30 protein-coding genes and 1 tRNA gene are annotated in these 25,159 nt (G+C 67.8%); 10 read left to right on the top strand and 21 right to left on the bottom strand.

What is annotated here, in order from left to right:
- Positions 1-167 precede the first annotated feature (167 nt).
- The 6 genes from I0K15_RS16845 to I0K15_RS16820 all read right to left on the bottom strand — a co-directional run bounded on the left by I0K15_RS16845 (position 168) and on the right by I0K15_RS16820 (position 6,134).
- On the bottom strand, positions 168-680 hold the full coding sequence (locus I0K15_RS16845) for a CarD family transcriptional regulator (protein ID WP_196102643.1): 513 nt from the start codon (positions 678-680) through the stop codon (positions 168-170).
- Between the two features lie 312 nt (positions 681-992).
- Positions 993-1,331 (bottom strand): ferredoxin FdxA, encoded by a 339-nt coding sequence (gene fdxA / locus I0K15_RS16840; RefSeq protein ID WP_196102642.1) that lies wholly within the window; start codon positions 1,329-1,331, stop codon positions 993-995.
- Between the two features lie 70 nt (positions 1,332-1,401).
- Positions 1,402-1,785: an RNA-binding S4 domain-containing protein gene (locus I0K15_RS16835; RefSeq protein ID WP_196102641.1), complete on the bottom strand. Its 384-nt coding sequence runs from the start codon at positions 1,783-1,785 to the stop codon at positions 1,402-1,404.
- Positions 1,786-1,788: 3 nt separating this feature from the next.
- A complete protein-coding gene (locus I0K15_RS16830; protein WP_196102640.1) occupies positions 1,789-2,541 on the bottom strand; it encodes a methyl-accepting chemotaxis protein in 753 nt (250 codons plus the stop codon).
- A gap of 67 nt (positions 2,542-2,608) precedes the next feature.
- Positions 2,609-5,566, bottom strand: a complete 2,958-nt coding sequence (locus I0K15_RS16825) for a helicase-related protein (protein WP_196102639.1) — start codon at positions 5,564-5,566, stop codon at positions 2,609-2,611.
- Between the two features lie 22 nt (positions 5,567-5,588).
- Entirely contained in the window at positions 5,589-6,134 is a 546-nt protein-coding gene (locus I0K15_RS16820) for a tetratricopeptide repeat protein (protein WP_196102638.1), read from the bottom strand.
- Between the two features lie 72 nt (positions 6,135-6,206).
- Here I0K15_RS16820 and I0K15_RS16815 point away from each other — a divergent pair, with 72 nt between their 5' ends.
- Both I0K15_RS16815 and I0K15_RS16810 read left to right on the top strand, forming a co-directional pair.
- Positions 6,207-6,500, top strand: coding sequence for an SCP2 sterol-binding domain-containing protein (locus I0K15_RS16815; RefSeq protein ID WP_196102637.1), 294 nt, complete (start codon positions 6,207-6,209; stop codon positions 6,498-6,500).
- Complete coding sequence (locus tag I0K15_RS16810) at positions 6,500-7,435, top strand: alpha/beta fold hydrolase (RefSeq protein ID WP_196102636.1); 936 nt, start codon at positions 6,500-6,502, stop codon at positions 7,433-7,435. Before I0K15_RS16815 ends, I0K15_RS16810 begins: the two co-directional genes overlap by 1 nt.
- Before the next feature lie 183 nt (positions 7,436-7,618).
- Here I0K15_RS16810 and hisN read toward each other — a convergent pair whose 3' ends face one another.
- Together hisN and I0K15_RS16800 are read right to left on the bottom strand one after the other, a co-directional pair.
- Positions 7,619-8,419, bottom strand: a complete 801-nt coding sequence (hisN, locus tag I0K15_RS16805; RefSeq protein WP_196102635.1) for a histidinol-phosphatase — start codon at positions 8,417-8,419, stop codon at positions 7,619-7,621.
- A 91-nt stretch (positions 8,420-8,510) separates the two neighbouring features.
- Positions 8,511-8,894: a helix-turn-helix domain-containing protein gene (locus tag I0K15_RS16800; RefSeq protein ID WP_196102634.1), complete on the bottom strand. Its 384-nt coding sequence runs from the start codon at positions 8,892-8,894 to the stop codon at positions 8,511-8,513.
- Between the two features lie 455 nt (positions 8,895-9,349).
- Between I0K15_RS16800 and I0K15_RS16795 the strand changes: the two genes are divergently transcribed.
- On the top strand, positions 9,350-9,736 hold the full coding sequence (locus I0K15_RS16795) for an MOSC domain-containing protein (RefSeq protein ID WP_338420747.1): 387 nt from the start codon (positions 9,350-9,352) through the stop codon (positions 9,734-9,736).
- Here I0K15_RS16795 and typA read toward each other — a convergent pair.
- Positions 9,712-11,532 carry a translational GTPase TypA gene (gene typA, locus I0K15_RS16790; RefSeq protein ID WP_196102632.1) on the bottom strand — a complete coding sequence of 607 codons (1,821 nt, stop codon included), beginning with the start codon at positions 11,530-11,532 and terminating at the stop codon, positions 9,712-9,714. The genes I0K15_RS16795 and typA overlap by 25 nt on opposite strands.
- A gap of 96 nt (positions 11,533-11,628) precedes the next feature.
- A complete protein-coding gene (locus I0K15_RS16785; protein WP_196102631.1) occupies positions 11,629-12,309 on the bottom strand; it encodes a response regulator in 681 nt (226 codons plus the stop codon).
- Between the two features lie 208 nt (positions 12,310-12,517).
- On the opposite strand from I0K15_RS16785, the gene I0K15_RS16780 reads away from it, so the two are divergent.
- The 5 genes from I0K15_RS16780 to I0K15_RS16760 all read left to right on the top strand — a co-directional run bounded on the left by I0K15_RS16780 (position 12,518) and on the right by I0K15_RS16760 (position 16,823).
- Positions 12,518-13,564 (top strand): TRAP transporter substrate-binding protein, encoded by a 1,047-nt coding sequence (locus I0K15_RS16780; RefSeq protein WP_196102630.1) that lies wholly within the window; start codon positions 12,518-12,520, stop codon positions 13,562-13,564.
- Positions 13,565-13,647: 83 nt separating this feature from the next.
- Positions 13,648-14,475, top strand: a complete 828-nt coding sequence (locus I0K15_RS16775; protein ID WP_196102629.1) for a TRAP transporter small permease subunit — start codon at positions 13,648-13,650, stop codon at positions 14,473-14,475.
- Positions 14,476-14,478: 3 nt separating this feature from the next.
- Positions 14,479-15,927: a TRAP transporter large permease gene (locus I0K15_RS16770; protein ID WP_196102628.1), complete on the top strand. Its 1,449-nt coding sequence runs from the start codon at positions 14,479-14,481 to the stop codon at positions 15,925-15,927.
- A gap of 6 nt (positions 15,928-15,933) precedes the next feature.
- Positions 15,934-16,242, top strand: a complete 309-nt coding sequence (locus tag I0K15_RS16765) for a hypothetical protein (RefSeq protein ID WP_196102627.1) — start codon at positions 15,934-15,936, stop codon at positions 16,240-16,242.
- 104 nt (positions 16,243-16,346) lie between these two features.
- A complete protein-coding gene (locus tag I0K15_RS16760) occupies positions 16,347-16,823 on the top strand; it encodes a hypothetical protein (RefSeq protein ID WP_196102626.1) in 477 nt (158 codons plus the stop codon).
- Between the two features lie 423 nt (positions 16,824-17,246).
- Here I0K15_RS16760 and otnC read toward each other — a convergent pair whose 3' ends face one another.
- The 5 genes from otnC to I0K15_RS16735 form a co-directional block, all read right to left on the bottom strand.
- The gene (gene otnC / locus I0K15_RS16755; RefSeq protein ID WP_196102625.1) at positions 17,247-17,885 is read right to left on the bottom strand and encodes a 3-oxo-tetronate 4-phosphate decarboxylase; all 639 of its coding nucleotides are present in this window, start codon (positions 17,883-17,885) and stop codon (positions 17,247-17,249) included.
- Positions 17,875-19,095 (bottom strand): 3-oxo-tetronate kinase, encoded by a 1,221-nt coding sequence (gene otnK / locus I0K15_RS16750; RefSeq protein ID WP_196102624.1) that lies wholly within the window; start codon positions 19,093-19,095, stop codon positions 17,875-17,877. The genes otnC and otnK overlap by 11 nt, the downstream gene beginning before the upstream one ends.
- Positions 19,092-19,895: an N-acyl homoserine lactonase family protein gene (locus tag I0K15_RS16745; protein ID WP_196102623.1), complete on the bottom strand. Its 804-nt coding sequence runs from the start codon at positions 19,893-19,895 to the stop codon at positions 19,092-19,094. The genes otnK and I0K15_RS16745 overlap by 4 nt, the downstream gene beginning before the upstream one ends.
- Positions 19,888-20,187: a putative quinol monooxygenase gene (locus I0K15_RS16740; RefSeq protein ID WP_196102622.1), complete on the bottom strand. Its 300-nt coding sequence runs from the start codon at positions 20,185-20,187 to the stop codon at positions 19,888-19,890. Before I0K15_RS16740 ends, I0K15_RS16745 begins: the two co-directional genes overlap by 8 nt.
- Before the next feature lie 54 nt (positions 20,188-20,241).
- Positions 20,242-20,326: transfer RNA gene (locus tag I0K15_RS16735), tRNA-Leu, on the bottom strand.
- 152 nt (positions 20,327-20,478) lie between these two features.
- Between I0K15_RS16735 and I0K15_RS16730 the strand changes: the two genes are divergently transcribed.
- Positions 20,479-21,057: a YqaA family protein gene (locus I0K15_RS16730; protein WP_196102621.1), complete on the top strand. Its 579-nt coding sequence runs from the start codon at positions 20,479-20,481 to the stop codon at positions 21,055-21,057.
- On the top strand, positions 21,057-21,554 hold the full coding sequence (locus tag I0K15_RS16725; protein WP_196102620.1) for a disulfide bond formation protein B: 498 nt from the start codon (positions 21,057-21,059) through the stop codon (positions 21,552-21,554). Before I0K15_RS16730 ends, I0K15_RS16725 begins: the two co-directional genes overlap by 1 nt.
- Here the strand turns inward: I0K15_RS16725 and I0K15_RS16720 are convergent.
- The 6 genes from I0K15_RS16720 to I0K15_RS16695 all read right to left on the bottom strand — a co-directional run bounded on the left by I0K15_RS16720 (position 21,508) and on the right by I0K15_RS16695 (position 25,133).
- Positions 21,508-21,795, bottom strand: a complete 288-nt coding sequence (locus I0K15_RS16720; protein WP_196102619.1) for a helix-hairpin-helix domain-containing protein — start codon at positions 21,793-21,795, stop codon at positions 21,508-21,510. The genes I0K15_RS16725 and I0K15_RS16720 overlap by 47 nt on opposite strands.
- Positions 21,792-22,379 (bottom strand): HNH endonuclease, encoded by a 588-nt coding sequence (locus I0K15_RS16715; protein WP_196102618.1) that lies wholly within the window; start codon positions 22,377-22,379, stop codon positions 21,792-21,794. The genes I0K15_RS16720 and I0K15_RS16715 overlap by 4 nt, the downstream gene beginning before the upstream one ends.
- Positions 22,380-22,573: 194 nt before the next feature.
- The gene (locus I0K15_RS16710) at positions 22,574-23,119 is read right to left on the bottom strand and encodes an MOSC domain-containing protein (RefSeq protein ID WP_196102617.1); all 546 of its coding nucleotides are present in this window, start codon (positions 23,117-23,119) and stop codon (positions 22,574-22,576) included.
- Positions 23,120-23,193: 74 nt separating this feature from the next.
- The gene (locus tag I0K15_RS16705; RefSeq protein WP_196102616.1) at positions 23,194-23,847 is read right to left on the bottom strand and encodes an alpha/beta hydrolase; all 654 of its coding nucleotides are present in this window, start codon (positions 23,845-23,847) and stop codon (positions 23,194-23,196) included.
- Between the two features lie 21 nt (positions 23,848-23,868).
- Entirely contained in the window at positions 23,869-24,501 is a 633-nt protein-coding gene (locus I0K15_RS16700) for a DNA-3-methyladenine glycosylase family protein (RefSeq protein ID WP_196102615.1), read from the bottom strand.
- On the bottom strand, positions 24,498-25,133 hold the full coding sequence (locus tag I0K15_RS16695) for an HAD family hydrolase (protein WP_196102614.1): 636 nt from the start codon (positions 25,131-25,133) through the stop codon (positions 24,498-24,500). Before I0K15_RS16695 ends, I0K15_RS16700 begins: the two co-directional genes overlap by 4 nt.
- Positions 25,134-25,159: the final 26 nt, after the last annotated feature.

Below are 25,159 nucleotides of genomic sequence, written 5' to 3'. Positions count from 1 at the left end.
GTTACATCAAACAGCGCCGTCCCGGCCGCAGAGCCGGGACCTTTCGGCTAACGTTTGAGGAAGTACGAAACGGCCCCGGATCACGTCCGGGGCGGTGCCGGAAGCTTCGGAAAACGAAAAGGCCGCTCCAAACCGGAGCGGCCTTTCCGAAACCTTAGAAGCCGGCATCAGGCGGCGCGGGCCACCAGGACACCGTCGACCTTCGCCTGGGCGGAGCCCTCGTCCACGCCGTCCACGGCCGCGACCTCGCGGGTCAGACGCTCCAGCGCGGCTTCGTAGAGCTGACGCTCGGAATAGGACTGCTCGCGCTGGTCGTCGTTGCGGTGCAGGTCACGCACCACCTCGGCGATCGAGATCAGGTCACCCGAGTTGATCTTCTGCTCGTATTCCTGCGCGCGGCGGGACCACATCGCCTTCTTGACGCGAGCGCGGCCCTTCAGCGTCTCCAGCGCCTTTTCCACGATGTCCGGCGAAGACAGGGAGCGCATTCCGACCGAGGTCGCCTTGGCAGTCGGCACACGGAGGGTCATCTTGTCCTTCTCGAAAGAGATGACGAACAGTTCCATGGCGATACCGGCGATTTCCTGCTCCTCGACCGCTACGATCTGGCCGACACCGTGTGCCGGATAGACGATGTAGTCGTTCGGGCGGAATTCGTTGCCTGTCTTGACCTTGCTCATGTGCGCTTACCTCTTGTCGCCCAAGGCCGGACTCACCATTTTCCGGAGACAAAAGGGCCTTAAGCAGCGTCTGCCGCTAAGCCCGCTCCTGAACCGGTGATGTCTTCCGTCATACCCCGTCCCCCGAGGTCACTGACGCTATCGGCCATTCCAATATGACGAATATATAGCAGATGTGAGCGCACGTTTCAATTCGTCGGCGGTTTACCGCCGCCAACAAAGAGTGAACATCCGTGACGTCGCAACCCTAGATTGCAAAAGAACGGTACGTCGTCAACCCGTCATACTTGATTATCGTGGCGTCAAGCGGCTTCAGCCGCCCTCGCCCGGCGCCTCGGAGAAATGTGATTCGAGCTTGCCCGCCTTGCCGTCGAGTTCCTCGGCATTGGGCAGCGGATCCTTCTTGGTGATGATCACCGGCCAGGCCTCGGAGTACTTCCGATTGAACTCGACCCACTTCTCCATGTCCGGCTCGGTGTCGGGCCGGATCGCGTCGGCGGGACACTCGGGCTCGCACACGCCGCAGTCGATGCACTCGTCGGGGTGGATGACCAGCATGTTCTCACCCTCGTAGAAACAGTCCACGGGACAGACCTCGACGCAATCGGTGTATTTGCAGGCGATGCAGTTGTCGGTCACGACATAGGTCATTGGGTCATCCTCGGCGGGCGTCGCATATTGCGCTGCACTTAGACGGCGGGGCGCCGAGGTGCAAGGGGACTCACGGCCGCTCCTTGCGCTGGGTCAAGTCGTCGAGCGCGCGCCTGTCCCGCTTGGTGGGACGGCCGCCCGCGCGATCGACGCCGGGACCCTGCGGTGCGGGGGCCGCCACCGGCGGGTCGAGGTCGGTGTAGAGCGCCTGCGCCTCGGGCGCAGGACCACGCCGCTCGCCCAGCGCCTCCACCCGGATCTGGCGGATGTGGCGGTCCTTCGCGAAGGTCAGCACGTCGCCCGGCCGCACGCCGGAGGCCGGTTTCGAGACCCGCACCCCGTTGATGCGACAGCCCGAGGTCTGGACCACCTTCGCCGCGAGGCTGCGCGTCTTGAAGAACCGGGCATGCCAGAGCCATTTGTCGAGGCGCAGCGCGGGTCCCGGGTCCGCCATGGCTCACACGATCCGGAAGTTGGCCATGATCTCGTCCACGCTCGTGCCTATCTCGGCACTGACCTTCTCGGTCTGCTCGGAGAGCGACTTGATCTCGTCCGCGATCACACCGAAGGCCCGGCCCGCGGCACCAGCGCGTGCCGCCTCGACCCGCGCGTTGAGCGAGATCAGGCGGACCGTGCGCGCGATCGTGTCGATCCGGTCCCGCGCGTCGACGGCCCGATGGCGCGCCTCATGTGCCGCGTCCTCCCGGCTGCGCCGCATCGCGTCGCCCGCCTCCTTCATTCGGGAGGACAGCGCGAGCATCTCGGGATGAAAGCTGGAATAGGTCCAGCGCAGCAGGGCGTCATACTCCGCCGAGGTCGGACGGTCGCCCCGCAGAGCACGCTCCGCCATCCGCTCGGCCCGCCCGCGCAGCTCGCGCGGCGCGTTCAGGCTGCCAGCGTGATCGGCCATGACGGTGGCGAGCACCTGGCGCGCCTCGGGGTTGAGATCGCGGCGGCTCTGCCACCCCGACAGGATATCCAGTGCGTTATCGACCCCTTCGAAGGCGAGCTTCATCGCGGCGAAGGAGCCGTCGCGGATCTCCCGATCCTCGGTCAGGATCACCCCGCCGAGGAACATCAGGATCCGCAGGATCTGCGTGCGGACCATGATGGGCAGAGCGGCGACGGCGCGCATCGCCGCCGCCGGATCGTCGGAGCGGAACAGATCGGGCGAGATTTCCGTCTCGAAAGTGGGCCTGTAGTCGGTCATCGAGGCCAGCGTTACGCACTCTTCCTTTACGAGGGCCTAACCATCGATCCGATCGATGGCCCGTCCCTCAGTTCTTGTCCTTCAGCGCCATCAGTGCTGCGAACGGGTTGTCGGGGTCGATCGCCTTCTCCTTACGCGGCGGGCGGGCGGAGTGGACCTGCGGTTTGCCACCGCCCTTCGGTCCGCCCGGCTTCTTGCCGCGCGGCTTGCCCCCCTTGCCCTGCGGCCGGTCGCCCTTGCCCTGCCCCTCGCGGCGCGGGCCGCGGTTCTGGTTGCCGCGCGGGCGCGGGGCCCAAGTGAAGGTGTAGAAGACCTCGATCTCATCCTCGGCGGCTTCGGCAGCCTCGCCCACTTCGGCGGTGGCCTCCTTGGGCATCTCGCCGGGCGCCTCTTCCGGCATCTCGCCCGGCACTTCGGCGGGCGGATCCTCGGGCGTCTCTGCAGGTGGCTGGGGAGCCTCCTCCGGCGCGGCCGGCGGGACCTCGGACGGGGGCTCAGGCACCTCCTCCGGCTCGCCCGCCGCGGCCGGCTGCGCATCGGGCGGGGTGGCGTCGGCGACGGGCTCGGCACTCTCGCCCGCGGGCTCCACCACGACGGGCGCCTCCGGATCGAGGGCATCGGCGGGCTTCGCCTCCTCGACCGGCGCGGCCTTCACCTTCGTCCGCTCGCCGCGCTCCGCCTTGTAGCCGAGGCCGCCCATCAGGTCGGCGAACTGCTCCAGCGTGAGCCCAGTGATGGAGAGCATGTCGGGGTTCGCCTCGAACCCGCCGCGGGTGTCCTGTCCGCGGATCATGTCGGCGAGGCGCTCCAGCATATCGATGCGGATCGCCCGCTGCCCGGCGAGGCGATAGCCCGCCATGGCGTAGTAGCCCTGCGGCGCGTCCTTCACCTCCGGCACGGTCACGAGGCCCGGCGGGGGCGCCTCGGGAAACTCGTCGAGGCCCTGCGCCAGCGACCAGAGCACCAGCCGCAGCCGCGTCGGCGCGGGCTTCAGGAGGAGCGGCTGGAACAGCGTGAACTGTCCGAACCGCACGCCATGCTTGCGCAGCAGCGCGCGCGCCTCCTGCTCCAGCGACTTCACGTCCTGAGCCACGTCCGCCCGCGGCAGCACGCCGAGATTTTCCACGATCCGGTAGGCGACCCCACGCGCGAGGCCGGTCAGCGCCTCGTCATCCCGCAGCGCGATCAGCGGCTCGAAGAGCGCCGCGACGCGCCGGTCGATCCAGTGGCTCAGGCGGCGCTTCACCTTCTCGGCGACGTCCGCACCCGCCTCGTCATCGACGAAGACCTCGACCTGCGGGCTGAGCGCGTCCGCGCCGCGCGTCAGCTTGCCAACGGCGTACTCGCCCCACATCAGGCCACCCTGCTCGGTGACGTCGATCTCCTTGTCGGGGGCGTTGTAGAACTTGTCCGACGCGAGGTTGTAGTGCGGCTGCAAGGCGGCCAAAGCGGCGGAGCGCAAGGTCTTCGCCTCCTCCGCGCTCGCACTGGGGTCGAGATGGAAGCGGAACGCATCGAGGCGCCCGACAAGGTGCCCCTCCACGCTCACTTCGCCCTTGTCGTTCACGTCGGCCACGAGGCCCTCCTTCTGCTTCAACCGGCGCATGAGCACACTCGTGCGCCGATCGACGAATCGTTGTGTCAGGGCGGCGTGGAGCGCGTCCGACAGGCGGTCTTCTACCGCACGGGTCTCGCCCCGCCAATGCTCCGGATCAGAAAGCCACCCCTTCCGCTGGGCCACGTAGGTCCATGTCCGCACGAAGGCCAGCCGCTTGGAGATCGCATCGATATCGCCGTTCGTCTTGTCGATGCGCGCGACCTGCCGGGCGAGCCAGTCCTCCGGGATCGTGCCACCCTCGTGCAGGAAGTCGTGAAGCCGGGCGAGCAGGCTCGCATGCTCCGCCGGTGCGACCTTGCGAAAGTCGGGCACCTGGCAGACGTCCCAGAGGAGCCGCACCTCGGGCCCCTGCCGCACCTTGTCGTGCATGTCGGGCATCGCCCAGAGCGCGCGCAGCGTGGCGAGGTCGTCCGCCTCGCGCGCGCGCTGGAGGTCGGGATGCTTCGGCCCCTGCTCCAGCGAGGTCATCAGGGCGGGAACCGTGCCGAACTCCAGCCGGGGGTTGCGCCATTGCAAGCGGCGGATCGGGGCGAAGCGGTGGTTCTCGATCGCCTCGGCCACCTCCGGGTCCAGCGGCTCCGCCTCGCCGGTGGTGCCGAAGGTCCCGTCATTGGTGTGCCGCCCGGCGCGCCCGGCGATCTGCGCAAGCTCGTTGGGCTGCAGATGGCGAAAGCGCCGCCCGTCGAACTTCATCGTCCCGGCGAAGGCGACATGCGAGATGTCGAGGTTCAGCCCCATCCCGATCGCGTCGGTCGCGACAAGGTGATCCACGTCACCGTTCTGGTAGAGCGCCACTTGCGCGTTCCGCGTCCGCGGGCTGAGCGCGCCCATTACTACCGCCGCGCCGCCCTTCTGACGGCGCAGCAGCTCCGCCATCGCGTAGACCCCGTCGACCGAGAACCCCACGACGGCGGAGCGGGGCGGCATGCGGCTCGTCTTCTTCACGCCGGCAAAGCTCAGCTTCGACATGCGCTCGCGCCGGATGAAGCGGGCCTCGGGGATCAGGTTGCGGATACGCTCGCGCATCGTGTCCGCGCCGAGGAACAGCGTCTCGTGCAGGCCGCGCGTGTTCAGCAGGCGATCGGTAAAGACATAGCCCCGGTCCGGATCGGCGCAGAGCTGGATCTCGTCCACCGCCACGAAGTCGGCGGCCATGTCCGGCATCGCCTCCACCGTGCAGATCCAGTAGGCCGCGCGCGGCGGCACGATCCGCTCCTCCCCGGTGACGAGGGCGACGACGGAAGGCCCGCGGACCTCGACCACCCGGTCATAGACCTCGCGCGCTAGGAGGCGCAGCGGAAAGCCCATGATCCCGTTGCGGTGCGCCAGCATCCGCTCGATCGCGTAGTGGGTCTTGCCCGTATTGGTCGGGCCGAGCACGGCTGTGACGGTGCGGTCGCGGCTCATTCTGTCCTGCAGTTCGGTGGGATCAGAGCTCGGTGCCGCGGGCGACCGGGTCAAGCCGCAGGATCGCGTCGTTCACCGCATCCTGATGCGGGTTGAGAGCCTGTGCCATGCGGAAGGCCCGCCACGCCAGGGCTTCCTCGCCCAGCCGCTCCATGATGAAGCCGAGTCCTGCGAGCGCGCCGAAATGCTGTTCGTTGAGCGCCAGCACCGCCTCCACATCCTCGAGCGCGAGGCCGTATTCCTCCTGCAGGAAATAGGCGGTGGCCCGACCATTGTAGGCCTCCGCGAAGTCGGGCGCATGATCGATCGCCGCCGTGAAATGCTCCACCGCTCCGGCGAAGTCACTGGACTCGATGGCGTCCTGCCCGCGCCGGACCAGGAGGTCCATGGCAGGCGAGCCCGACTGCGACCAGCGGCGGATGATCTCGTTCTCGATCCCCGCGACATCCTGCGCCTCGGGGTCGGCAAGTTCGGCCATCAGCTCCGGCAGGCTCTGCTCCGCATGGGCGGGTGCACAGAATGCTAACGCCACGGCAAGGCTTGCGAGCGCGATTGATCCCTGTCTCATGACTTCTAAGGTAACACCTGACACCGCAAATGCGAGGGGGTTCCCTCGCGACATAAAGGGAGAGGACATCACATGAGCGCAGTCGTGGATCAGGCCGTCACGGCCCTGTCGGAAAAACTCGAGGGCGGCACCTTCGACGCGGGCACCGTCAAGTTCGTCATCGAGGATGAGGGCGCCGTCATCATGGACGGTGAGGGCGTGCGCGCGGGCGACGACGAGGCCGACTGCACCCTGACCGCCGATGCCGACACGTTCCAGGAGATCCTCTCCGGCGAGTTGAACCCGACCTCCGCCTTCATGTCAGGCAAGCTCAAGGTCGACGGCAACATGGGCCTTGCCATGCAGCTCGGGTCCGCACTCGGCTGATGGAAGCGGCCCCGCTTCACGACGACATCGCGGATGCCCCCGCCGGGGGCGCCGCGCACTACCGGCAGACGCGGGACGGCACCCGCATCCGCATCGCCCTCTGGCCGGAGGGCACGCGCGGCACCGCGCTCCTCTTTCCCGGCCGCACCGAATACATCGAGAAGTACGGTCGCGTAGTCGGAAGGCTCAGCGCCATGGGCTTCGCCGTCGCGGTGATCGACTGGCGCGGACAGGGGCTGTCCACCCGGATCCACGGCACGACGGAACTGGGCCATGTCCGGCGGTTCTCCGAGTACCAGCAGGATGTGGCGGCGTTGCTGGAGGCCATCGAGGGCCTGCCGCGCCCGCTCCACCTCTTCGCCCACTCCATGGGCGGCTGCATCGGCCTGCGCGCGCTCTCCGAAGGGCTGCCGGTCGCTACCGCCACCTTCTCCGCCCCGATGTGGGGTCTGAAGCTACCGCCGCTGCAGCGCCACCTCGCCCCCTTCGTGATCCGCCTGCTGCGCGCCGTCGGCCGCAGCGAGGACTACGCGCCGGGCGGCCGCTCGGCGGCCCATGTGGCGCTCAAGGGATACTCCGGCAACCCGCTCACCACCGACGAGGAGCATTTCGACCGGCTCAAGCGTCAGCTCGCGGCCTATCCGCAGCTCGGCCTCGGCGCGCCCTCCGTCGGCTGGCTCGCGGCGGCCTTCGACGAGATGACGGAGCTGCTGGACGCCCCCGCCCCGACCGTGCCGGTCCTCGCGGCCGTCGGCAGCGACGAACAGATCGTCTCCCCCGGCGCAGTCGTGACCCAACTGGAACGGATGCCCGACGGCACGCTCCTCAACATCGAGGGCGCACGCCACGAGCTCTGGATGGAGACAGCCGCGATCCAGGACCCGCTCTGGACCCGCATCGCCACGCATGTGGAGCAGGCGGAGGTGACGGCCTGACAACGGGTCGTGATCGTCCGGTCGGGCTGGACGCGCGCCGCGTTGGGAGATCCCCGGGGCAAGCCCGAGGATGACTCCTTAACATACCAGATACCGCACCCGACCACCTGTCATCGTCCGGCTTGACCGGACGATCTCCATCATCAGCCGATTGTCTAAGTGCGGCCGAGGGGAACGAACACTCTAGCGGTTCAACAGCTCCAGCGCCGCCGCGTGGATCTCCGCGTTCGCCGCGGCGATCGCTCGGCCGCCCGCGTGGACCGGGCCGCCTTCCCAGTTGGTGACGACGCCGCCCGCGCCCTCCACCACCGCCTGCGGCCCCTGGATGTCGTAGGGCGCGAGCCCCGCCTCGATCACCAGGTCCACCTGCCCCAGCGCCACCAGCGCGTAGCCGTAGCAGTCGAGGCCGTAGCGCGTCAGCCGCGCCGCGTCGCGCACCCGCTCGAAGGCCGCGCGGTCCGCGTCCGTGCCGACCTCCGGAAAGGTCGTCAGCAGCACCGCCTCGTCGAGCGGCCGTGCCGCCCGCGTGCCCAGCGGGCGCACGAACCCGCGATAGAGGAAATCGCTCCGCCCGAAGCCGCCGACGAAGCGCTCGTCGGTCCAGGGCTGGTCGATCATGCCGAAGAGCGGCGCCTCGCCGGCGTTGAGCGCGATCAGCACCCCCCAGGTCGGCGCCCCGGCGAGGAAGGCCCGCGTTCCGTCGATCGGATCGATGACCCAGGTAAGGCCCGAGGTGCCCTCGACGGCCCCCTCCTCCTCACCGAGGATGCCGTCGTCGGGCCGGCGCTCCGCCAGCACGGCGCGCATCGCGGCCTCGGCCGCGCGATCGGCGGCGGTGACGGGATCGAACCCGCCCTCCAGCTTGTTCTCGGTATCGAGGTCGATGGACCGGAAGAGCGGCAGGATCGCGGCCCGTGCCGCGTCCGCCATGGCATGTGCGCAGTCGCGAAGGTCGGACTGCAACGCCGGATCCGATAGTGTCATGGGTCCCCCAGGCCAGCGGCGGCCGGGTGAGTGGCCGCCGCGCCGGGGTTCCATACGGCCGGGCTCAGGTCAAGACCCGGCCCAAGCCTTGTCAGGCCACGTCGCTGAGGACGCGGGCCAGATCGAAGAGGCGACGGCGCTGCTCTTCCGGGATGGAGTAGTAGGAGCGCACGAGCTCCTGCGCCTCGCGGTCGACCATCAGGTCGCCCTGCTCGCTCATCGAGGACATCTCGGCCATCGCGGCCTCACGATCCTCGCTGTCGAGCCCTTCGAAGAAGAACGCGATCGTCACGTCCATTGCGTGCGCGATGTCCCAGAGGCGGGACGCGCTGACGCGGTTCATGCCGGTCTCGTATTTCTGGATCTGCTGGAATTTGATTCCGACCAGATCGCCAAGTTGTTGTTGCGTCATTCCCACCATCCAACGACGATGGCGAATGCGCTTTCCGACGTGAACATCAACAGGGTGTTTCATTTGTTTTTGACCTTTTGCACTCGATGGTTTCCCCAAACCACCCCTCGCTATGCAAGCCGTGTGCCAACTTTTGATTGTGTCCCCTTTATGTCGGGCGAAGCCAAGAAGGGGCACTCGCGCGGGGGTCGAGGTGATACCCGCATGAAGAGAGGCCACAAAGCCGCCATAGTGCCAGACGGGCATTTCGCAAAACGCATTGCATTTTGCATACACGCTATGGTTTATCGCGTTATGCGAAACTCTCGGCGGAGTTCTGCCGCTCCGATAGGCAAACACCGCCGGGAATTAGCGGCAAACCGCCTAAGTTGTTGCTGAACCGACAAAATTATTACGATCCGTTGACAGATCCCGCCTCCGAGTCCCCTCTGAAGGCCCTCATCGCCCGATACACCTCTCCCGGCATGGTTGAGTGGATCGGAGTGCGCGCCAACCGACGCGAGAATCTTCTTGAGCGGATGTCCGCCGACCTCAGCGAGACCGGTCTGGAAGGCGATCACGCCCGTCCCGGCAAGCGCGCCGTCACGCTGATCCAGGCGGAGCATCTTCCGGTCATCGCCGCGCTCTGCGGACGGGACAGCGTGTCGCCCGCGTTGCTTCGGCGCAACATCGTCCTGTCGCGTCTGAACCTCACCGCGATGCGCGGGCGCCGTCTGCGGATCGGAACGGCCCTCATCGAGGTGACCGGCCCCTGCGCCCCCTGCTCGCGGATGGAGGAGGCGCTCGGCCCCGGCGGCTACACCGCCGTCCGGGGCCATGGCGGCATGACCGCCCGTGTCATCGAACCGGGCCGCGTCGCCGTCGGCGACGCGGTCACCCCTCAGGACGCGGCAGAGCGCGCCTGACGCTTGCGCTCGTGCGGGTCGAGGTAGCGCTTGCGCAGCCGGATCGAGGTCGGCGTCACCTCCACCAGTTCGTCATCGTCGATATAGGCGATCGCCTCCTCCAGGCTCATCCGCGTCGCCGGCGTCAGCTTCACCGCATCATCCTTGCCCGCCGCCCGGATGTTGGTGAGTTGCTTGCCCTTGAGCGGGTTCACCTCGAGGTCGTTGTCCCGCGAATGCTCGCCCAGGATCATTCCCTGGTAGACCTTCTCGCCCCCGCCGATGAAGAACTTGCCGCGGTCCTCCAGGTTGAAGATCGCGTAAGGAACGCTCGTCCCCGTCTCCATCGAGATCAGCACACCCTGCCGCCGCCCGGGGATCGAGCCCTTGTAGGGCGCCCAGGAATGGAAGACGCGGTTGAGCACGCCGGTGCCGCGCGTGTCGGTCAGGAACTCGCCGTGATAGCCGATCAGGCCGCGCGACGGGACGGTCGCGACGATCCGGGTCTTGCCGCCGCCAGCTGTCTTCATCTCCTGAAGCTCGCCCTTGCGGGCGGAGAGCTTCTCGACCACGACGCCGGAATACTCCTCGTCCACGTCGACGGTGACCTCCTCGATGGGCTCCAGCCGGTCGCCGTCCTCCTCGCGGAACAGCACCTGCGGGCGGGAGATCGACAGTTCGAAGCCCTCGCGGCGCATGTTCTCGATCAGCACGCCCATCTGCAGCTCGCCGCGGCCCGCGACCTCGAAGGCCTCACCACCCGGGGTGTCGCTGACACGGATGGCGACGTTCGATTCCGCCTCCTTCATCAGGCGGTCGCGGATGACGCGGGACTGCACCTTGTCGCCGTCCTGCCCCGCGAGGGGGCTGTCATTGATGCCGAAGGTCACGGTGATGGTCGGCGGGTCGATGGGTTGCGCCGGGATCGGGTCGGAGACCGCGGTATCGCACAGCGTATCGGCAACCGTCGCCTTGCTCATCCCGGCGATGGAGACGATGTCCCCCGCCTCCGCCTGATCGATCGGCTGCTGGGCGAGGCCGCGGAAGGCGAGGATCTTGGAGACGCGGAAGCGTTCGACCTCCTGCCCCTCACGGCTGAGCGCCTTGATCTGCTGCCCGGTCTTCAGCGTCCCGGTCTCGACCCGGCCCGTGAGGATCCGGCCGAGAAAGCTGTCGCCGCCAAGCGTCGTGGCGAGCATGGTGAAGGGCTCGTCCCGCTTCTCGATCTGCTTCGGCGCGGGCACATGCGCGATCACGAGCTCATAGAGCGCGTCGAGATTTTCCCGCGGGCCGTCGAGCTCCGCATCCGCCCAGCCGGAGCGGCCGCTGGCATAGAGCACCGGGAAGTCGAGCTGTTCTTCGTCCGCGTCCAGCGCGGCGAAGAGGTCGAACACCTCGTCGAGCGCCCGGTCCGGCTCCGCATCCGGCTTGTCGACCTTGTTGAGCACCACGATCGGGCGCAGGCCGAGCGCCAGCGCCTTGGAGGTCACGAACTTCGTCTGCGGCATCGGCCCCTCGGCCGCGTCGACCAGCAGGACCACGCCGTCAACCATCGAAAGGATCCGTTCAACCTCGCCGCCGAAATCGGCGTGGCCGGGCGTGTCCACGATGTTGATGCGGGTGCCCTTCCACTCGACGCTGGTGGCCTTGGCGAGGATCGTGATGCCCCGCTCGCGCTCCAGATCGTTCGAATCCATCGCCCGCTCGGCGACGGCCTGGTTGGCGCGGAAGGCGCCCGACTGTTTCAGGAGCTCATCGACAAGGGTCGTCTTGCCGTGGTCCACGTGCGCGATGATCGCGATATTGCGAAGGTCCATGTGCCTGCATCCGGTCCGGGTGGGGGTTCTGGCGCCGCTTGAACCCCATTTCCGGTCCGGATGCCAGCGCCGATTGAGCGCGGAGCACCCGGCGGGTCAGATCTGGTGCACGGCACTCTGCCGCAAGTGGGTCGCAACCTCCCGGCCCAGCGCGAGCGGATCGTCGGTAGCCAGATCGATCCCGGCCACCGAGGCGAGCGCCGGTGCGCCGGACTGCCGGGCGAGCGAGACGAGGAACTGCAGCGCATAGCGCACGCTGTCCTCCCGCCGGGTGATCAGCGCCTCCAGCAGCCGCAGCCGCGCGCGGGCGATGTCGTCCTGCATGGTGCCGGTCGCGGGCGCCGTCCACTCGCCGTCATCCTCCATCGGCATACCGGCCAATGCGGCGTGAAGCGCGCCGGAGCTCGCCAGCGGCTTCGCCAGACAGAGGTCCGCGCCGGCCGCCCGCGCCGCACCCGCCACATCATCCTGGCCGGACAGCACGACGATGCGCGGCTTACGGAAGCCGGCGGCGGCCATCCGGGCCACCAGCTCCAGCCCGTCGCCATCGGGCAGGCCGGGATCGACGATCACCACGTCGGGGCGCCAGGACATCAGGTGCCGCTCGGCGGCGGCGAGCCCGTCGGCACGGCGCACGCGGGCGCCCCCGGCACGGGCCATCAGGCCCAGCGCCTCGGCAGCGCTTTCGCTGTCCTCGACGATCAGGACGGACAGGCCGGCAAGGGGCAGCGGGGGCGAGCCCCCCTCGGCGGCAAACGGCAATGCAACGACACTCATCGGGGGGTTCTCCTCCACAACTGACACCCCCTTCATCGCCCCCCTATCCCGAAGATTCGGTTAACACCGCGCGGCTCCGTACTATTCGGTATTGGTTCGAGGATTTGACCAAAATGCTTGACGTGGGGTCGCCGCATGGTACGCCTTCTCAAGCACGAAAAAGGCCGCAAAGGCCCCTGCAACGCAACAATCCTTTGGGAGGATCAAGATGAAACTGTCCAGGCTCCTCGCGGGCACGGCCCTCTGCGCCGCTGTCGCCACCACGGCCCAGGCCCAGGAAACGCTCGAGATGACCTCGGCCTTCTCCGAGAACCTGCCGATCCTCGGCACGGCCGCCGTCAACTTCGTCGACAAGATCAACGGCATCTCCGAGAGCGTCGAGTTCGAGCACTACAACCCGGGCGAGCTCGTGCCGACGCTCGAAGCGCTCGACGCCGTCTCCAACGGTTCGGTCGACGCGGCCTACACCACCGCGGGCTACTGGCAGGGCAAGATCACGTCCGCCTCGCTCTTCGCCGCCGTGCCCTTCGGCCCGGAAGCCGGCGAGTTCCTCGCATGGATGATGTACGATGACGGGCTGGAGCTCTTCCAGCGCATGTATGACGAGAACGGCTACGACGTGCACGTCATCCCCTGCGGCATCATCGCGCCGGAGACCTCGGGCTGGTTCAAGAACGAGATCAACTCGGTGGCCGATCTCGAGGGCCTGAACATGCGCTTCTTCGGCCTGGGTGCCGAGGTGATGCAGCGTCTCGGCGTCTCCACCTCGCTCCTCGCGGGCGGCGACATCTTCCCGGCGCTGGAGCGCGGCGCGATCGACGCGACCGAGTTCTCCATGCCGCGGATCGACGCGCGTCTGGGCTTCTACAACATCGCGAAGTTCAACTACTTCCCCGGCTGGCACCAGCCCGCAACGCTCTTCGAGCTCCTGATCAACAAGGATCGCTGGGAAGACCTCGACGAGCGCGCGCAGCGCCAGATCGAAGTCGCCTGCATGGCCAACATCACCGACAACTACGCCGAGGGTGAGGCCACCAACTTCGAGGCGATGCAGACCAACACCGAAGAGCACGGCGTGACCATCAAGACCTGGTCGCCCGAGATGCTGGAAACCTTCGAGAACACCTGGAACGAGGTCGCGGCCGAGCTCGCCGCCGAGGACGAGTACTTCGCCGAGGTCTGGGCCGACCTGCAGGAGTTCCGCGAGGGCTACAACGTCTGGAACTCCAACATCTACCTGCCGCGCCCGCGCTGATCGCGCTTCGCGTCTGACCTGACACGGGGCGGCTCCGACCGGGGCCGCCCCTTCCCGACACGCACCATCCCGCGAGGCCCGCGATGACGCACGAGCCCACCAACGCACCTCACTCCGCCCTCGCGGAGGAGGAGTTCGTCGCCGTCACCGATCCCGGGGAGATCAACCGGGCCGAGCACACCGCGGGTGACCGGTTCGTGGTGAACACCTCGAACCTCTTCTCCTGGCTCTACCCCGTCCTGATGCTGGCGATCTGTTCGCAGGTCGTCCTGCGCGGCACCGGCAACAACCAGGCCTGGCTCGACGACCTGCAGTGGTGGCTCTACGGCGCTGCGATCATGATCGGCATCGGCTTTGCCGTGACGACCAAGAGCCATGTGCGCGTCGACATCTTCCACGCCAATTTCCGCACGGAGAAGAAGGCACGGGTCGAGATCTTCGCCCTCGCCTGGCTGTTCCTGCCCTTCGTCATCCTATGCTGGGACGTGACCTTCCACTACGCGATGAGCTCAATCGAGGCGCGCGAGGGCTCCGACAGCCCCAACGGCCTGCACCGGCTCTATCTGCTGAAGACGTTCCTCAACATCAGCTTCCTCTTCATCGGCATTGCGATCTGGGCCGCGTACTACCGCGAGCTGCGCCGGCTGACCGTGCCGCATCTATGGAAGCAGCTCCTCGTCGCGCTGCCCTCCACGATGTTCCTGCTGAACCTCGTGATCTACTACGCGATCTACTGGTATCTGCGCCTCTTCGGCCCGGCCGAGCTGGAGGCGCGCCGCATCACCCGCGAGCCGATCTTCGAGACCACGACCGTCCTGGGCGTGGAGATCCTGTGGACCATGCTCTTCACCTTCATCCTGACGCCCGCGCTGATCCTGGCCGCGTGGCTCCTGCGCCGCCGCGAGGCCTGATCCATGTTCCTGCTCGAGGCCATCGCGCCGTTTCTCGACGTCAACCAGCTTGCCGTGCTGGTCATGTTCCTCATCTTCATCACGATGCTTTTCACCGGCATCCCGGTGGCCTACGCGCTGGTCGGCGTCAGCCTGATCTTCGTGCTGATCGCGGAGCTGATCCTCGACCCCTCGCGCCAGCTCTTCCGCGACGTGATCGAGTTCGACCGGACCGGGATCGACTACCGAAGGCTCGGCGCCACGGCGAGCCGCGTCTTCGGCGGCATCATCCGCAATCCGGTGCTCGTCGCGCTGCCGATGTTCATCTTCATGGGCCTGATGCTCGACCAGTCAGGCGTCGCCCAGCGCATGATGCACTCGATGCAGAAGCTCTTCGGCGGCCTGCGCGGCGGGCTGTCGCTGACGGTGCTCCTGATCGGGATCATCCTCGCCGCCTCCACCGGCGTGATCGGGGCGTCGGTCACGCTGCTCGGCGTCATGGCGCTGCCCGCGATGATGAACCAGGACTATTCCAAGCCCATCGCCACCGGCACGATCGCCTCCGCGGGCACGCTCGGCATCCTGATCCCGCCCTCGATCATGCTGGTCATCATGTCCGACCAGCTCGCGATCAGCCTTGGCGACCTCTTCATGGGCGCGCTCTTCCCGGGGCTGATCCTGGGCGGTCTCTACATCCTCTTCATCATCGTCTTCGGCATTTTGAACCCCTCTGCCATGCCGGTGCCCGAAAAGACCGACGAGGTCGGCTGGCCCGTCATCAAGGAGGTGCTGCTCGCCGTCCTGCCGCCGATGCTGCTGATCCTGCTGGTGCTCGGCTCGATCTTCGCCGGGGTGGCGACGCCGACCGAGGCTTCGGGCCTCGGGGCGGCCGGTGCGACCGCGCTCGCCCTCGCCAACGGCCGGCTGAGCTGGAAGGTCCTCAAGGAGGTCAGCCGCTCCACGATGAACTCCACCGGCTACATCGTAGGCATCTTCCTCGCCGCGAACTTCTTCGCCTTCATCCTGCGCCGCTATGGCGGGGACGAGATCGTGGAGACGCTGGTGACCTCCGCCTTCCAGGACCCCTACATGGTCGTGGTCTTCATCCTGTTCATCGTGTTCCTCTTGGGCTTCCTGCTCGACTGGATCGAGATCACGCTGATCATCATGCCGCTGATGCTGCCGATCGTCCTCGGCCTGGGGCTGGAGATCGAGGGCTTCAATCAGGTCCAGGACCCGGAGGTCGTCTGGTTCGCGATCCTCGTCGCCGTGACGCTCCAGACCTCGTTCCTGACACCACCGGTGGGCTTTGCGCTGTTCTATCTGAAGGGCGTCTGCCCGCCCTCGATCAGCCTCGGCCACATCTACCGCGGGATCATCCCCTTCGTGGCGCTGCAGCTCCTCGGCCTCTTCATCGTGTTCGAGTTCCCGACACTGGTGACCTGGCTGCCAAGCGTCGCCTACGGCAACTGACGGGACGTGGAGGGCATTCGTATCGTCCTCGCGATCCTCGCCTTCGGCTTCGTTTTCCTGCCCGTTAGCCTGTCGCTGATCGCCAATCTGCTCTATCCGCGCTCGGCCGCGGTCGCACGGCGCAACTGGGCCGGCTTGCCCGTGGCGTCGCGCCTTTTCCTGCGCGTATGGTGGCTCGGTCTCCACATCCACGGGCGATCCGGCCTCCGCGAGCGGCAGGACGCTATGATCGAGGAGCCGGGCTGGAAGGTCCATATCGTCATGCTCTGGGTCCTCGGGACGACGCTTGCCTTCCGATACCTGCTGCTCCGCTGAGCACGCACCGCTCACACCCTGTCACGAGCCCGTAGAGGCCCCTGCGATCCGCCCCGATCTTTCCCAAGTCGGAGGCAGTGCCACCGGATCGCAGGAGTTTGCCGATGTCCGCCCTAGACCAAGTCCTCACCTCCCCCGCCGCGCGCGCCCTGACGCTCGCGCTTACCCGCATCACCATGGCGGGGCTTCTCTTCTGGTGGGGGCTCGTGAAAGGCCTGAACACCGGCGTCGGCCCGGCGGTCTCCGAAGGGTTCTATGGCGGCGCCTTTGGCGGCGCGCTCCTCATCGCCTTCGGCTGGGTGCAGGTACTCGCGGCTCTCTCGCTGGCGCTGGGGCTGGCGCGGGGCGTTCTACTGCCGTTCCAGCTCATCGTGAACCTCTCGACGCTGGCGGTGACGGCAGCCTGGGTGATCGATCCGTTCTGGCTCTGGATGCCGGGTGAGAGCCCGCGCGCCACCGGCTACCTCTTCTACCCCTCCGCCATCGTCGCGGTGGTCTCCCTGCTGCTCATCGCCTTCTGCCACGAAGATCGCTACGCGCTGGACCACGTCGTCTTCGGCAAACGAAGTGCGGCGGCCTGAAGCGAAAGCGGCCCTGGAAGAGAAGAGGGCCGCGCCCGACCTGGAGGGCGCTTGCGCCACGAAGTTGCTGAGCAAGCGCCCTCAAGCATCCATGTCGCCCGTTCGATGCATGACACCGCCAACGCGCCCTCCGCGGGGAGGTCGGGCGCGGCCCGGCCTATCAGCCGGGCGGGAGGATCTTGTAGTGCGCTACCGCCCCGGACGTGATCCGGGGCCTTTTGACAACGAAGCTTACGGAAGACGAGAGATCCAAGCGACCGTCACCCAAGAAGTCCAGCCCGGCGGCACCGCCGGGCGGCGCCCGACCCTCCCCACGGGAGGGCGCTCTTGCAACGGACCAAGAGACTCAGGTCTATCAAGGGTGGCGCCAACAGGCTTCAGTATGGACCTTACGAGGCGCCCACCCAGGGTCGGGCGCTGCCCTCACTTCGGCTCTCCGAAGACCTCCCGCAGCTCCGCCACTTGTTCCTCGGTGAGCCCTCGCGGCCCCAGCCCGCGCGTCAGTAGCGCCAGCTTCGCCGTCTCCTCCAGCTCCTCCATGGCGTAAACCGCGTCCTCGAGCGTTCCGGCACTCACCACCGGGCCATGATTGGCGAGCACCACCGCCGCATGCGCGCCATCCAGATCCCGTACCGCGTCCCCCATCTTAGGATCGCCGGGCCGGATGTAGGGGAGCAGCTTCACCGCCCCCAGCCGCATCACCGAATAGGGCGTCAGCGGCGGCAGCATGTCGTCCGCATCCACGTCAGGCAGCATCGACAGCGCCACCGAGTGCGTGGAGTGCAGGTGAACCACCGCCCCCGCTTCCCGCGTCGCATAGAACGCCTTGTGCAGCGGCATCTCTTTGGTCGGCTGGTCGCCGCCCACATGCCGCCCGTCCTCATCGAACCGCGCCAGCCGCGCGGGATCGAGGAAGCCCATCGACGACCCCGTCGGCGTCACCAGAAGCCCGCCATCCGAGGTCCGCGCCGAAATGTTCCCCGACGCGCCGCAGGTCAGCCCGCGGTCGAAGAGCGACTTCGCCAGCAGGCAGATCCGCTCGGCCAGATCGCTATCGCGCATCGAGCACTCCTGCCGCGCGGGCAAAGAAATCCTCCTGCCCGAAATTCCCCGATTTCAGCGCGAGGACCAGCGGCCGTCCGCGCACCCGCAGCGCAGGCACACCGGGTGCGATCTCCGGCCCGATCTCCAGCGCCTCGGCCCCGAGCCCCGCGACAACGGCGCCCGAGGTCTCGCCCCCCGCGCTGATGATCCGGGTAACACCGCGCTCGGCGAGCAGCCCCGCAAGCTCCGCGAAGAGCCCCTCGATCGCCCCGGCCACCTTCTCGCGTCCATGCGCCGCCTGCGCCGCCGCCACCGTCGCCGGGTCGGCGGAGGAATAGATCAGCGGACAATCGCGCCCCGTGGCCCAGTCGGCGAGTTCCGCCGCCTTCAGCCCGCCGAGCACCGCCTCTGCCGTCGCCTCCCGGCCCTCGTGTGCTTCCAGATGCCGCGCCACCTGCCCTCGCGTCGCCCGCGAGCACGAGCCCGACAGGATCACGCAGGGCCCAGCCTCGCCGTGCCACTTGGCGGCGTCCCCCGGCGAGATCCCAAAATTCGCAGGCAGGCCCAGAGCGATCCCCGAGCCACCGGTCACGAGCTTCCGCCCCGCCGCCGCCCGCCCGATCGCCACCAGATCCCCGTCGCGGACCGCATCGACGAGCACCATGGCCCGCGGTCCGCCGAGCGCCGCGCGGATCGCCTCCGCACCCTGCCAGACCACCTCCGCCCCAATATGCGCGACGTCCCAGTCCGTCTGCGGCGCCAACACCCGCCGCAGGTCCGGCTCGCGCATGGGCGTCAGCGGGTGATCCTCCATGCCGGAGCGGCTGAGGAGCTGGTCGTTCACGAAGAGATGCCCCTGGTAGACCGTCCGTCCCGCCCCCGGAAAGGCCGGGCAGACCACCACCCGATCCTCCCCCAGCCGCTCCGCCAGCGCCTGCGCCACCGGGCCGATATTGCCCGCATCGGTCGAATCGAAGGTGGAGCAGTATTTGAAGAGCAGCTGCTCCGCCCCCTGCCCCAGCAGCCAGTCACAGGCCGCGAGGCTCTGCGCCACCGCCTCCTCCGCCGGGATGGTCCGAGACTTCAGCGCGATCACCGCGGCGTCCTCGTCGCCCGCGGCGCCTTCCGGCACGCCGGAATACTGCACCACCCGCATCCCCGCCTTCGTCAGCGTGTTGCCGAGATCGGAGGACCCGGTGAAGTCGTCGCCGATGCAGCCGAGCCTCACGGCGCCACCGGATCGAAGAGCGGCGGCGCGTCCAGCCGCCAGCCGAACTCGCAGTCGAGCGCCGGGAACGCCCGCGTCACCAGCGGGTCGTGGCCGGGGATCACCAGCGACGGCGTGCTCGCCAACTGCTGAATCGTGTCGAAGCCCTTCAGCATGTCCTCCGCATCCACAACGATCGGGAACAGCCGCCGCTGCAGGAAGTTCTCGTAGTAGTGCGAGGCATCCGAGGCGAGGCACATCCACCCCGCCTCCGTCTTCACCCGCACCGCCTGCAGGCCCCGCGAGTGGCCGCCGATGCAGTGCACCTCGACCCCCGGCGCCACCTGCGCCGCACCGTCATGGAACACCACCCGGCCCGAATAGACCCGCCGGACCATCTGGCAGACATGCTCCGCGGTGAACGGCATCCGCAGCACGCCCTCGCACATGCACGGCCCGGTGGCGAAGGCCATCTCGGCGGCCTGCAGGTGGAAGACCGCGTTCGGAAACCGGTCGAGCCCGCCCGCGTGGTCGTAATGCAGATGGGTGATGACGACCGTGTCCACGTCCTCGGCCGCCACGCCGACCCCGGCCAGCGCCTCGGCCGGGTCCCGCAGGATCGGCCGGTCGCGCGCCGCCGCCTCCTCCGCTGTGTAGCCGGTATCGACCAGGATCACCCGGCTGCCCGAGCGCAGGACCCAGATGAAGTAGTCCATGTCATGGGCGCTCGCATGGTCGTCGTCGAACATGAAGCTGTCATTGCGGGTGCGCGCATTCCGCTCAGAGTACTTCAGCGCAAAGACCTGCCAGAGTTCATCCATGCACCGCACCCCGCTTGCCGAACCCATGCACTTTGCGCCCGGCCAGCATCGGCGCAATCTGCGCGTCCTGCGCCTGCATCGCGTCGCTGCCCAGATAGGCGGCATAGCCATGCGAGTCCTCGAAGGTCGCGAAGAGGTAGACCGTGTCGGGCCGCCTCGGGCTCCAGAACGATTCGTAGGTGGAGTAGCCGGAGGAGCCGGACACGACCGGATCGTGCGCATCGCCCACGACGTCGTAGACGGAAAACCCCTCGCCCGCCTTCGCCTCCAGAATGGTCGCAACAAAGAACATCGGCTCCTCCCGAAACGGAGCCTATCGTCCTGAAATCCAAGGAGGCAAGCGCGCTGGTACCCGTGGTCGGACTCGAACCGACAAGCCTCGCGGCGGGGGATTTTGAATCCCCTGCGTCTACCAATTCCGCCACACGGGCAACGCTCCGCTTCTAGACCACACGGGCGCGGCACGGGCAAGCGGTGAAAAGCCGCCGACGCGCCGCTCCGCGCTGCGGAAAGTTGTGCGCATCCGCGCAAACCCGGCACTGCGCCGTGGACAGAATCCCGCCCCCCTGCTACCGCTACGCGCATGCTTCGCGCCATGTACAACCAGACGCTTGCCCTCGCCGAGACGCGCTACGCGCTCTGGGTGCTGGCCATGGTCAGCTTCATCGAAAGCTCGGTCTTCCCGATCCCGCCGGACGTGCTGCTGATCCCCATGGTGCTCGCCGCGCCGCACCGCGCCTGGCTGATCGCCGGGGTCTGTACCATTGCCAGCGTGCTGGGCGGCGGCTTCGGCTACTGGATCGGGGCGGAGCTGTTCGAGACGATCGGCCAGCCGGTGCTCCAGTTCTATGGCAAGGACGCGCTCTTCGCCGATTTCGCCCGGCAGTACAACGACGCGGGCTTCTGGGCGGTGATGTTCGCGGGCATGACACCGTTCCCCTACAAGGTGGTCACCATCGCCTCGGGGGCGACCGGCCTCGACTTCACGACCTTCATGGTCGGTTCGGTCCTGTCGCGCGGCCTGCGCTTCTTCATCGTGGCCGCGCTCCTGTGGAAGTTCGGCGACCCGATCCGCGAGTTCATCGAGCGTCGGCTCGGCTGGCTCTTCGCCGCAGGTCTGGGCGCGCTCGTCGCCGGTTTCGCGGCGGTGCGGCTGCTCTGATGACGGACGGAGCGCGGAAGGCCCTGGTGCTCGGCGCGGGCGCGGGTTCGGCTGCGCTGCTGATCGGCGCACTCCTCTTCCAGTATGTCGGCGGCCTCGCGCCCTGCCAGATGTGCCTGTGGCAGCGCTGGCCGCATGCCATCGCCATCGCCCTCGTCCCACTCGCCTTCCTCCTGCCCACCCGCCTGATCGCGGGCCTCGGCGCGCTCACGATCTTCGCCGGAGCGGCCATCGGCGCCTTTCACGCGGGCGTCGAATGGGACTGGTGGGAGGGCATCACCGCCTGCGCCGGTGCCGGCGACGCGCTCACCGGCCTGTCGGGCGCGGACCTGCTGAGCACCGAAGGCCCCCTCGGCGTCATCCGCTGCGACGAGGCCCCGTGGGTCTTCGCGGGTCTCTCCATGGCGGGGTGGAATGCGGTGTTCTCCGCCGCTCTCGCAGCACTCTGGCTCAGGGCCGCGTGGCCAGCGCCCGATCCGACCACGCAGACCACTTGAGCAGCTCCGGATCGCGCCCGCCATCGGCGTAATAGACACACATCCGCAGCATGTAGAGGTAGTTGCGGTGCGTCTCCCGCTCTTCCTCCAGATTGGCGTTCAGCAACATGCCGAACAGCACGCCCGGATCGCGCCCGGCGAGCTGTTCCACGTTGTCGATGCAGATCCGGGCGAGGTCCTTCTGGAAGGTCAGGCCAACGCCCGGGATGTCCGTGACCGGACGGCGTTCGGGTAGCGTCATGCGTCGAGTTCGGCATCCCAGTAGAGGAAATCCATCCAGCTTTCGTGCAGGAAGTTCGGCGGAAACTTCCGGCCCGTGTTCTGGAGCTGCTCGGGGCTCGGCTGCCGCGGCGGCTTGCGCAGCTTCATGCCCGCGCGCTCTAGCGTCTTGGAGCCTTTCTTCAGGTTGCACGGCCCGCAGGCCGCTACGACGTTCTCCCACGTCGTGCGGCCGCCGCGGGCGCGCGGGATCACGTGGTCGAACGTCATCTCGCCCGTTGCACCGCAGTACTGACAGGTGAACCCGTCGCGCAGGAACAGGTTGAAACGGGTGAAGGCCGCCATCTTCGCGGGCTTCACGTAGTCCTTCAGCACCACGACCGAGGGCAGCCGCATCTCCATGCTCGGGGAGTGCGCGACGGTGTCGTACTCCGCGATGATCGAGACGCGGTCGAGGAACGCCGCCTTCACGGCTTCCTGCCAGGGCCAGAGTGAGAGGGGAAAGTAGGAAAGGGGGCGATAATCGGCGTTCAGAACGAGGGCGGGATGATCCTTGAGGTTCCCCGGACTTCGCACGAAATTGGTTGCGAAACTGCTGACACTCATGGACTCGGCTCCCCGTCCCTGCCTGCCGTAACCGGCACCGAGACGGGACCAGACCCGTCCCATGCTTCGACTATATCTCGCCCCCGCCCTCGATCAAGCGTCTAGATGAAGGGGCGTCGCTCTGCCTCACGCGCTGTATAGGACGGATGCATGACGGCCCCGTGACAGATCGGTCCACAGGCTTGTCCACAGTTTCAGACACGGGCGAGCGGGATGTGCGGCGGGGGCGGCAGATGAACCTCGACTCGGTCTCCGGGTGCGACCTCGCCCGATTGCAGGACCACCGCCATGACACCCGCCCGGAGCGCGAGGGAGCCGTCGGGATGTCGCCCCAGACAGGCCCGCGTCAGCCCCTCGCGATAAGCGTCGAGCTGCGCGCACGGGTTGCGCAGACCGCTGATCGACACGAGCGCTTCGCCCAGCCTCAGAAGGGTTGATTTCGGCAGGGCGTGCAGGTCGAGTCCCTCGGTCAGCACGTTCTCCCCGACCGCGCCGGGCGCAAGGTCGAAGCCCTGCTCCGCCAGTTCCGCGAGCCGCTCGGCGGGCAGCAGATGGACCTGCCGCAGGTTCGGCTGATCGGGATTCGCCGCCACGCGGGACCGGTGCTGCACCCGCGCCCCGGCATGGCCGTCCCCGGCGACGCCGACCCCCTCGATCAACTCGATCCGCGGCTGCTGCGGTTTGGAAAAGGCGTGCCCCGGCCCGGCCGCGACCGCCACGACGTGGCCCTCATGCTGCATCGCAGCACGGCCCGTCGGTACACAAGTGGCATACGCATGTCATGCGCGAATCATACGCTTTTCATACGGCGCTTTCAGGACAACCAGGTCATGATGCGCTGCAGCGCGACCGTCAGCCCGTCCGGCCCAATTCCATGCGCCACGCCGGGGCTCACATGGGTCTGCACGTCGAAATCCGCGGCCTCCAGCGCCTGTGCGGCGAGCCGCATCGAGTCGAAGGGCACGACCTCGTCCGCATCGCCGTGGACAAGCTGCACGGGTGGTTTCGTACGCACCTCGTCCAGCGCATCCGACTCCAGCAGGCGACCGGAAAAGCCAACAATCCCGGCCAGTTGCTCGGCGCGGCGGGGGCCGACATGCAGGCTCATCATCGTGCCTTGCGAGAAACCGACGAGGACGGTTCGGCTTGCCGGGATCCCCTCCTGCTCGGCCACCTCGTCGAGATAGGTGTTCAAGAGATCGACCGACCGGGCGAAGCTCTGCCCCATCTCAACCTCGGAGGAGCCATCCATCCACGGGATCGGAAACCACTGGTATCCCATTGGATTGACGGCGTTTCTCTCCGGCGCGTTGGGCGACAGGAAGGTCACGTTCGGCAGGTGCGGCGCCAGCGGATCGGCGAGCCCGATCAGGTCGTTGCCATCCGCGCCGTAGCCGTGGAGCAGGATCACGAGCGCATCCGCCGTGCCCGATCGGGCATCCCGGCGCGGTCCGGTCAGTACGGTCATCTCAACCCTTTCTTCATGTCTCTAGCGTATCCCCTCTCGCGACTTCGCCTGGCGATAGTAGGCCCAAAGAAGCCGCGCGGCGACGGCGCGCCACGGGCTCCAAGCGGTGGCCATCTCGCGCAGGGCGGCGTCCTTCGGCCGCTCGGGCAGCTCGAAGATCAGGCGCGCGGCCTCCTGCAGGGCGAGGTCGCCAGGCGCGAAGACGTCGGCGCGTCCCAGGGAGAACATGGCGTAGATCTCCGCCGTCCAGACGCCGATGCCCTTCAGCTCGACGAGGCGGGCCACGACCTCGTCATCGGGCAAAGTGCGGAGCGCGGCGTAGTCGAGATCAGCCTCGGCCAGCGCGCGAACATAGCGGATCTTGGGCCGCGACAGCCCGCAGGCCCGCAGCGCATCGTCGTCGAGCTGCGCAATCCCGGCGGGCGTCAGCGCCCCGGCGGCCTCCAGCCGCCCCCAGATGCCGTTCGCCGCAGCGACCGAGAGCTGTTGCGAGACGATGGCAGAGAGTAGCGCCTCGAACCCGTCGGGCTTCAAACGCAGCGGTAGCGGGCCGGTCAGCTCGAGCGCCGCGGCAAAGCGCGGCTCGGCCGCGGCGAGCCACGCGGCGCCCTCGGCGAGGCAGGCGTCGGAGTGGATGACGCGCCCGACGCTCATGCGATGCCCAACAGCCCCGGCAGCTCGGCCATGTCGCGAAAGGCGACGGCGCCGTCGACCGCCTCACCGCCCTCGGGCAGGTAGGCGAAACAGGCGAGCCCCGCCGCCCGCGCCGCCGCCATGCCGGAGCGGCTGTCCTCGATCACCGCCGTCTGCCCAGCCGCAGTCCCGGTCCGCGCCAGCGCTTCGAGGAACACGTCGGGCGCTGGCTTCGGCCGGGCGACATCCTCCACCGACACAATGCTGTCGCCGAAATAGCGGCCGAGCCCGGTCCGCCCCAGCGTGATCGCCATCTTCGCCCGCGGTCCGTTGGAGCCGACGGCCATCGGTACTCCCCGCGAAGCGCATAACGCGAGCACCGCCTCGACGCCCGGCACGGCCTCGACCTCCCGCTCCAGAACCGTGAAGATCTCTGCGTAAAGCCCTTCCATCCAATCAGTTTCGAGGATCGCACCGGCGGCCCGCGCCTGCTCCGCCACCCCCTCGATCGTGCCGCCGACGAAGCTCTGCATCACCCGCTCCAGCGGCCAGTCGAGGCCGCGGCGGGCGAGGTTGTCGCGGATCGCGCGGTTGCTCAGCACCTCGCTGTCCACCAGCACGCCGTCGCAATCGAAGATCACCGATTGGTACAATTTGCTTTCTCCCGCGCGGCGGTTCA

This window comes from Pontivivens ytuae, from assembly GCF_015679265.1.
Taxonomy (GTDB): Bacteria; Pseudomonadota; Alphaproteobacteria; order Rhodobacterales; family Rhodobacteraceae; genus Pontivivens; species Pontivivens ytuae.
The sequence above is the reverse complement of the archived record's forward strand: the minus strand, read 5'-3'. Positions and strand labels throughout refer to the sequence as shown.

Excerpts from the sequence above, each read along its gene's own strand:
- I0K15_RS16845 (WP_196102643.1), bottom strand. The coding sequence starts at position 680 with ATGAGCAAGGTCAAGACAGGCAACGAATTCCGCCCGAACGACTACATC.
- fdxA (WP_196102642.1), bottom strand. The coding sequence starts at position 1,331 with ATGACCTATGTCGTGACCGACAACTGCATCGCCTGCAAATACACCGAT.
- I0K15_RS16835 (WP_196102641.1), bottom strand. The coding sequence starts at position 1,785 with ATGGCGGACCCGGGACCCGCGCTGCGCCTCGACAAATGGCTCTGGCAT.
- I0K15_RS16830 (WP_196102640.1), bottom strand. The coding sequence starts at position 2,541 with ATGACCGACTACAGGCCCACTTTCGAGACGGAAATCTCGCCCGATCTG.
- I0K15_RS16825 (WP_196102639.1), bottom strand. The coding sequence starts at position 5,566 with ATGAGCCGCGACCGCACCGTCACAGCCGTGCTCGGCCCGACCAATACG.
- I0K15_RS16820 (WP_196102638.1), bottom strand. The coding sequence starts at position 6,134 with ATGAGACAGGGATCAATCGCGCTCGCAAGCCTTGCCGTGGCGTTAGCA.
- I0K15_RS16815 (WP_196102637.1), top strand. The coding sequence starts at position 6,207 with ATGAGCGCAGTCGTGGATCAGGCCGTCACGGCCCTGTCGGAAAAACTC.
- I0K15_RS16810 (WP_196102636.1), top strand. The coding sequence starts at position 6,500 with ATGGAAGCGGCCCCGCTTCACGACGACATCGCGGATGCCCCCGCCGGG.
- hisN (WP_196102635.1), bottom strand. The coding sequence starts at position 8,419 with ATGACACTATCGGATCCGGCGTTGCAGTCCGACCTTCGCGACTGCGCA.
- I0K15_RS16800 (WP_196102634.1), bottom strand. The coding sequence starts at position 8,894 with ATGAAACACCCTGTTGATGTTCACGTCGGAAAGCGCATTCGCCATCGT.
- I0K15_RS16795 (WP_338420747.1), top strand. The coding sequence starts at position 9,350 with ATGTCCGCCGACCTCAGCGAGACCGGTCTGGAAGGCGATCACGCCCGT.
- typA (WP_196102632.1), bottom strand. The coding sequence starts at position 11,532 with ATGGACCTTCGCAATATCGCGATCATCGCGCACGTGGACCACGGCAAG.
- I0K15_RS16785 (WP_196102631.1), bottom strand. The coding sequence starts at position 12,309 with ATGAGTGTCGTTGCATTGCCGTTTGCCGCCGAGGGGGGCTCGCCCCCG.
- I0K15_RS16780 (WP_196102630.1), top strand. The coding sequence starts at position 12,518 with ATGAAACTGTCCAGGCTCCTCGCGGGCACGGCCCTCTGCGCCGCTGTC.
- I0K15_RS16775 (WP_196102629.1), top strand. The coding sequence starts at position 13,648 with ATGACGCACGAGCCCACCAACGCACCTCACTCCGCCCTCGCGGAGGAG.
- I0K15_RS16770 (WP_196102628.1), top strand. The coding sequence starts at position 14,479 with ATGTTCCTGCTCGAGGCCATCGCGCCGTTTCTCGACGTCAACCAGCTT.
- I0K15_RS16760 (WP_196102626.1), top strand. The coding sequence starts at position 16,347 with ATGTCCGCCCTAGACCAAGTCCTCACCTCCCCCGCCGCGCGCGCCCTG.
- otnC (WP_196102625.1), bottom strand. The coding sequence starts at position 17,885 with ATGCGCGATAGCGATCTGGCCGAGCGGATCTGCCTGCTGGCGAAGTCG.
- I0K15_RS16745 (WP_196102623.1), bottom strand. The coding sequence starts at position 19,895 with ATGGATGAACTCTGGCAGGTCTTTGCGCTGAAGTACTCTGAGCGGAAT.
- I0K15_RS16740 (WP_196102622.1), bottom strand. The coding sequence starts at position 20,187 with ATGTTCTTTGTTGCGACCATTCTGGAGGCGAAGGCGGGCGAGGGGTTT.
- I0K15_RS16730 (WP_196102621.1), top strand. The coding sequence starts at position 20,479 with ATGCTTCGCGCCATGTACAACCAGACGCTTGCCCTCGCCGAGACGCGC.
- I0K15_RS16725 (WP_196102620.1), top strand. The coding sequence starts at position 21,057 with ATGACGGACGGAGCGCGGAAGGCCCTGGTGCTCGGCGCGGGCGCGGGT.
- I0K15_RS16720 (WP_196102619.1), bottom strand. The coding sequence starts at position 21,795 with ATGACGCTACCCGAACGCCGTCCGGTCACGGACATCCCGGGCGTTGGC.
- I0K15_RS16715 (WP_196102618.1), bottom strand. The coding sequence starts at position 22,379 with ATGAGTGTCAGCAGTTTCGCAACCAATTTCGTGCGAAGTCCGGGGAAC.
- I0K15_RS16710 (WP_196102617.1), bottom strand. The coding sequence starts at position 23,119 with ATGCAGCATGAGGGCCACGTCGTGGCGGTCGCGGCCGGGCCGGGGCAC.
- I0K15_RS16705 (WP_196102616.1), bottom strand. The coding sequence starts at position 23,847 with ATGACCGTACTGACCGGACCGCGCCGGGATGCCCGATCGGGCACGGCG.
- I0K15_RS16700 (WP_196102615.1), bottom strand. The coding sequence starts at position 24,501 with ATGAGCGTCGGGCGCGTCATCCACTCCGACGCCTGCCTCGCCGAGGGC.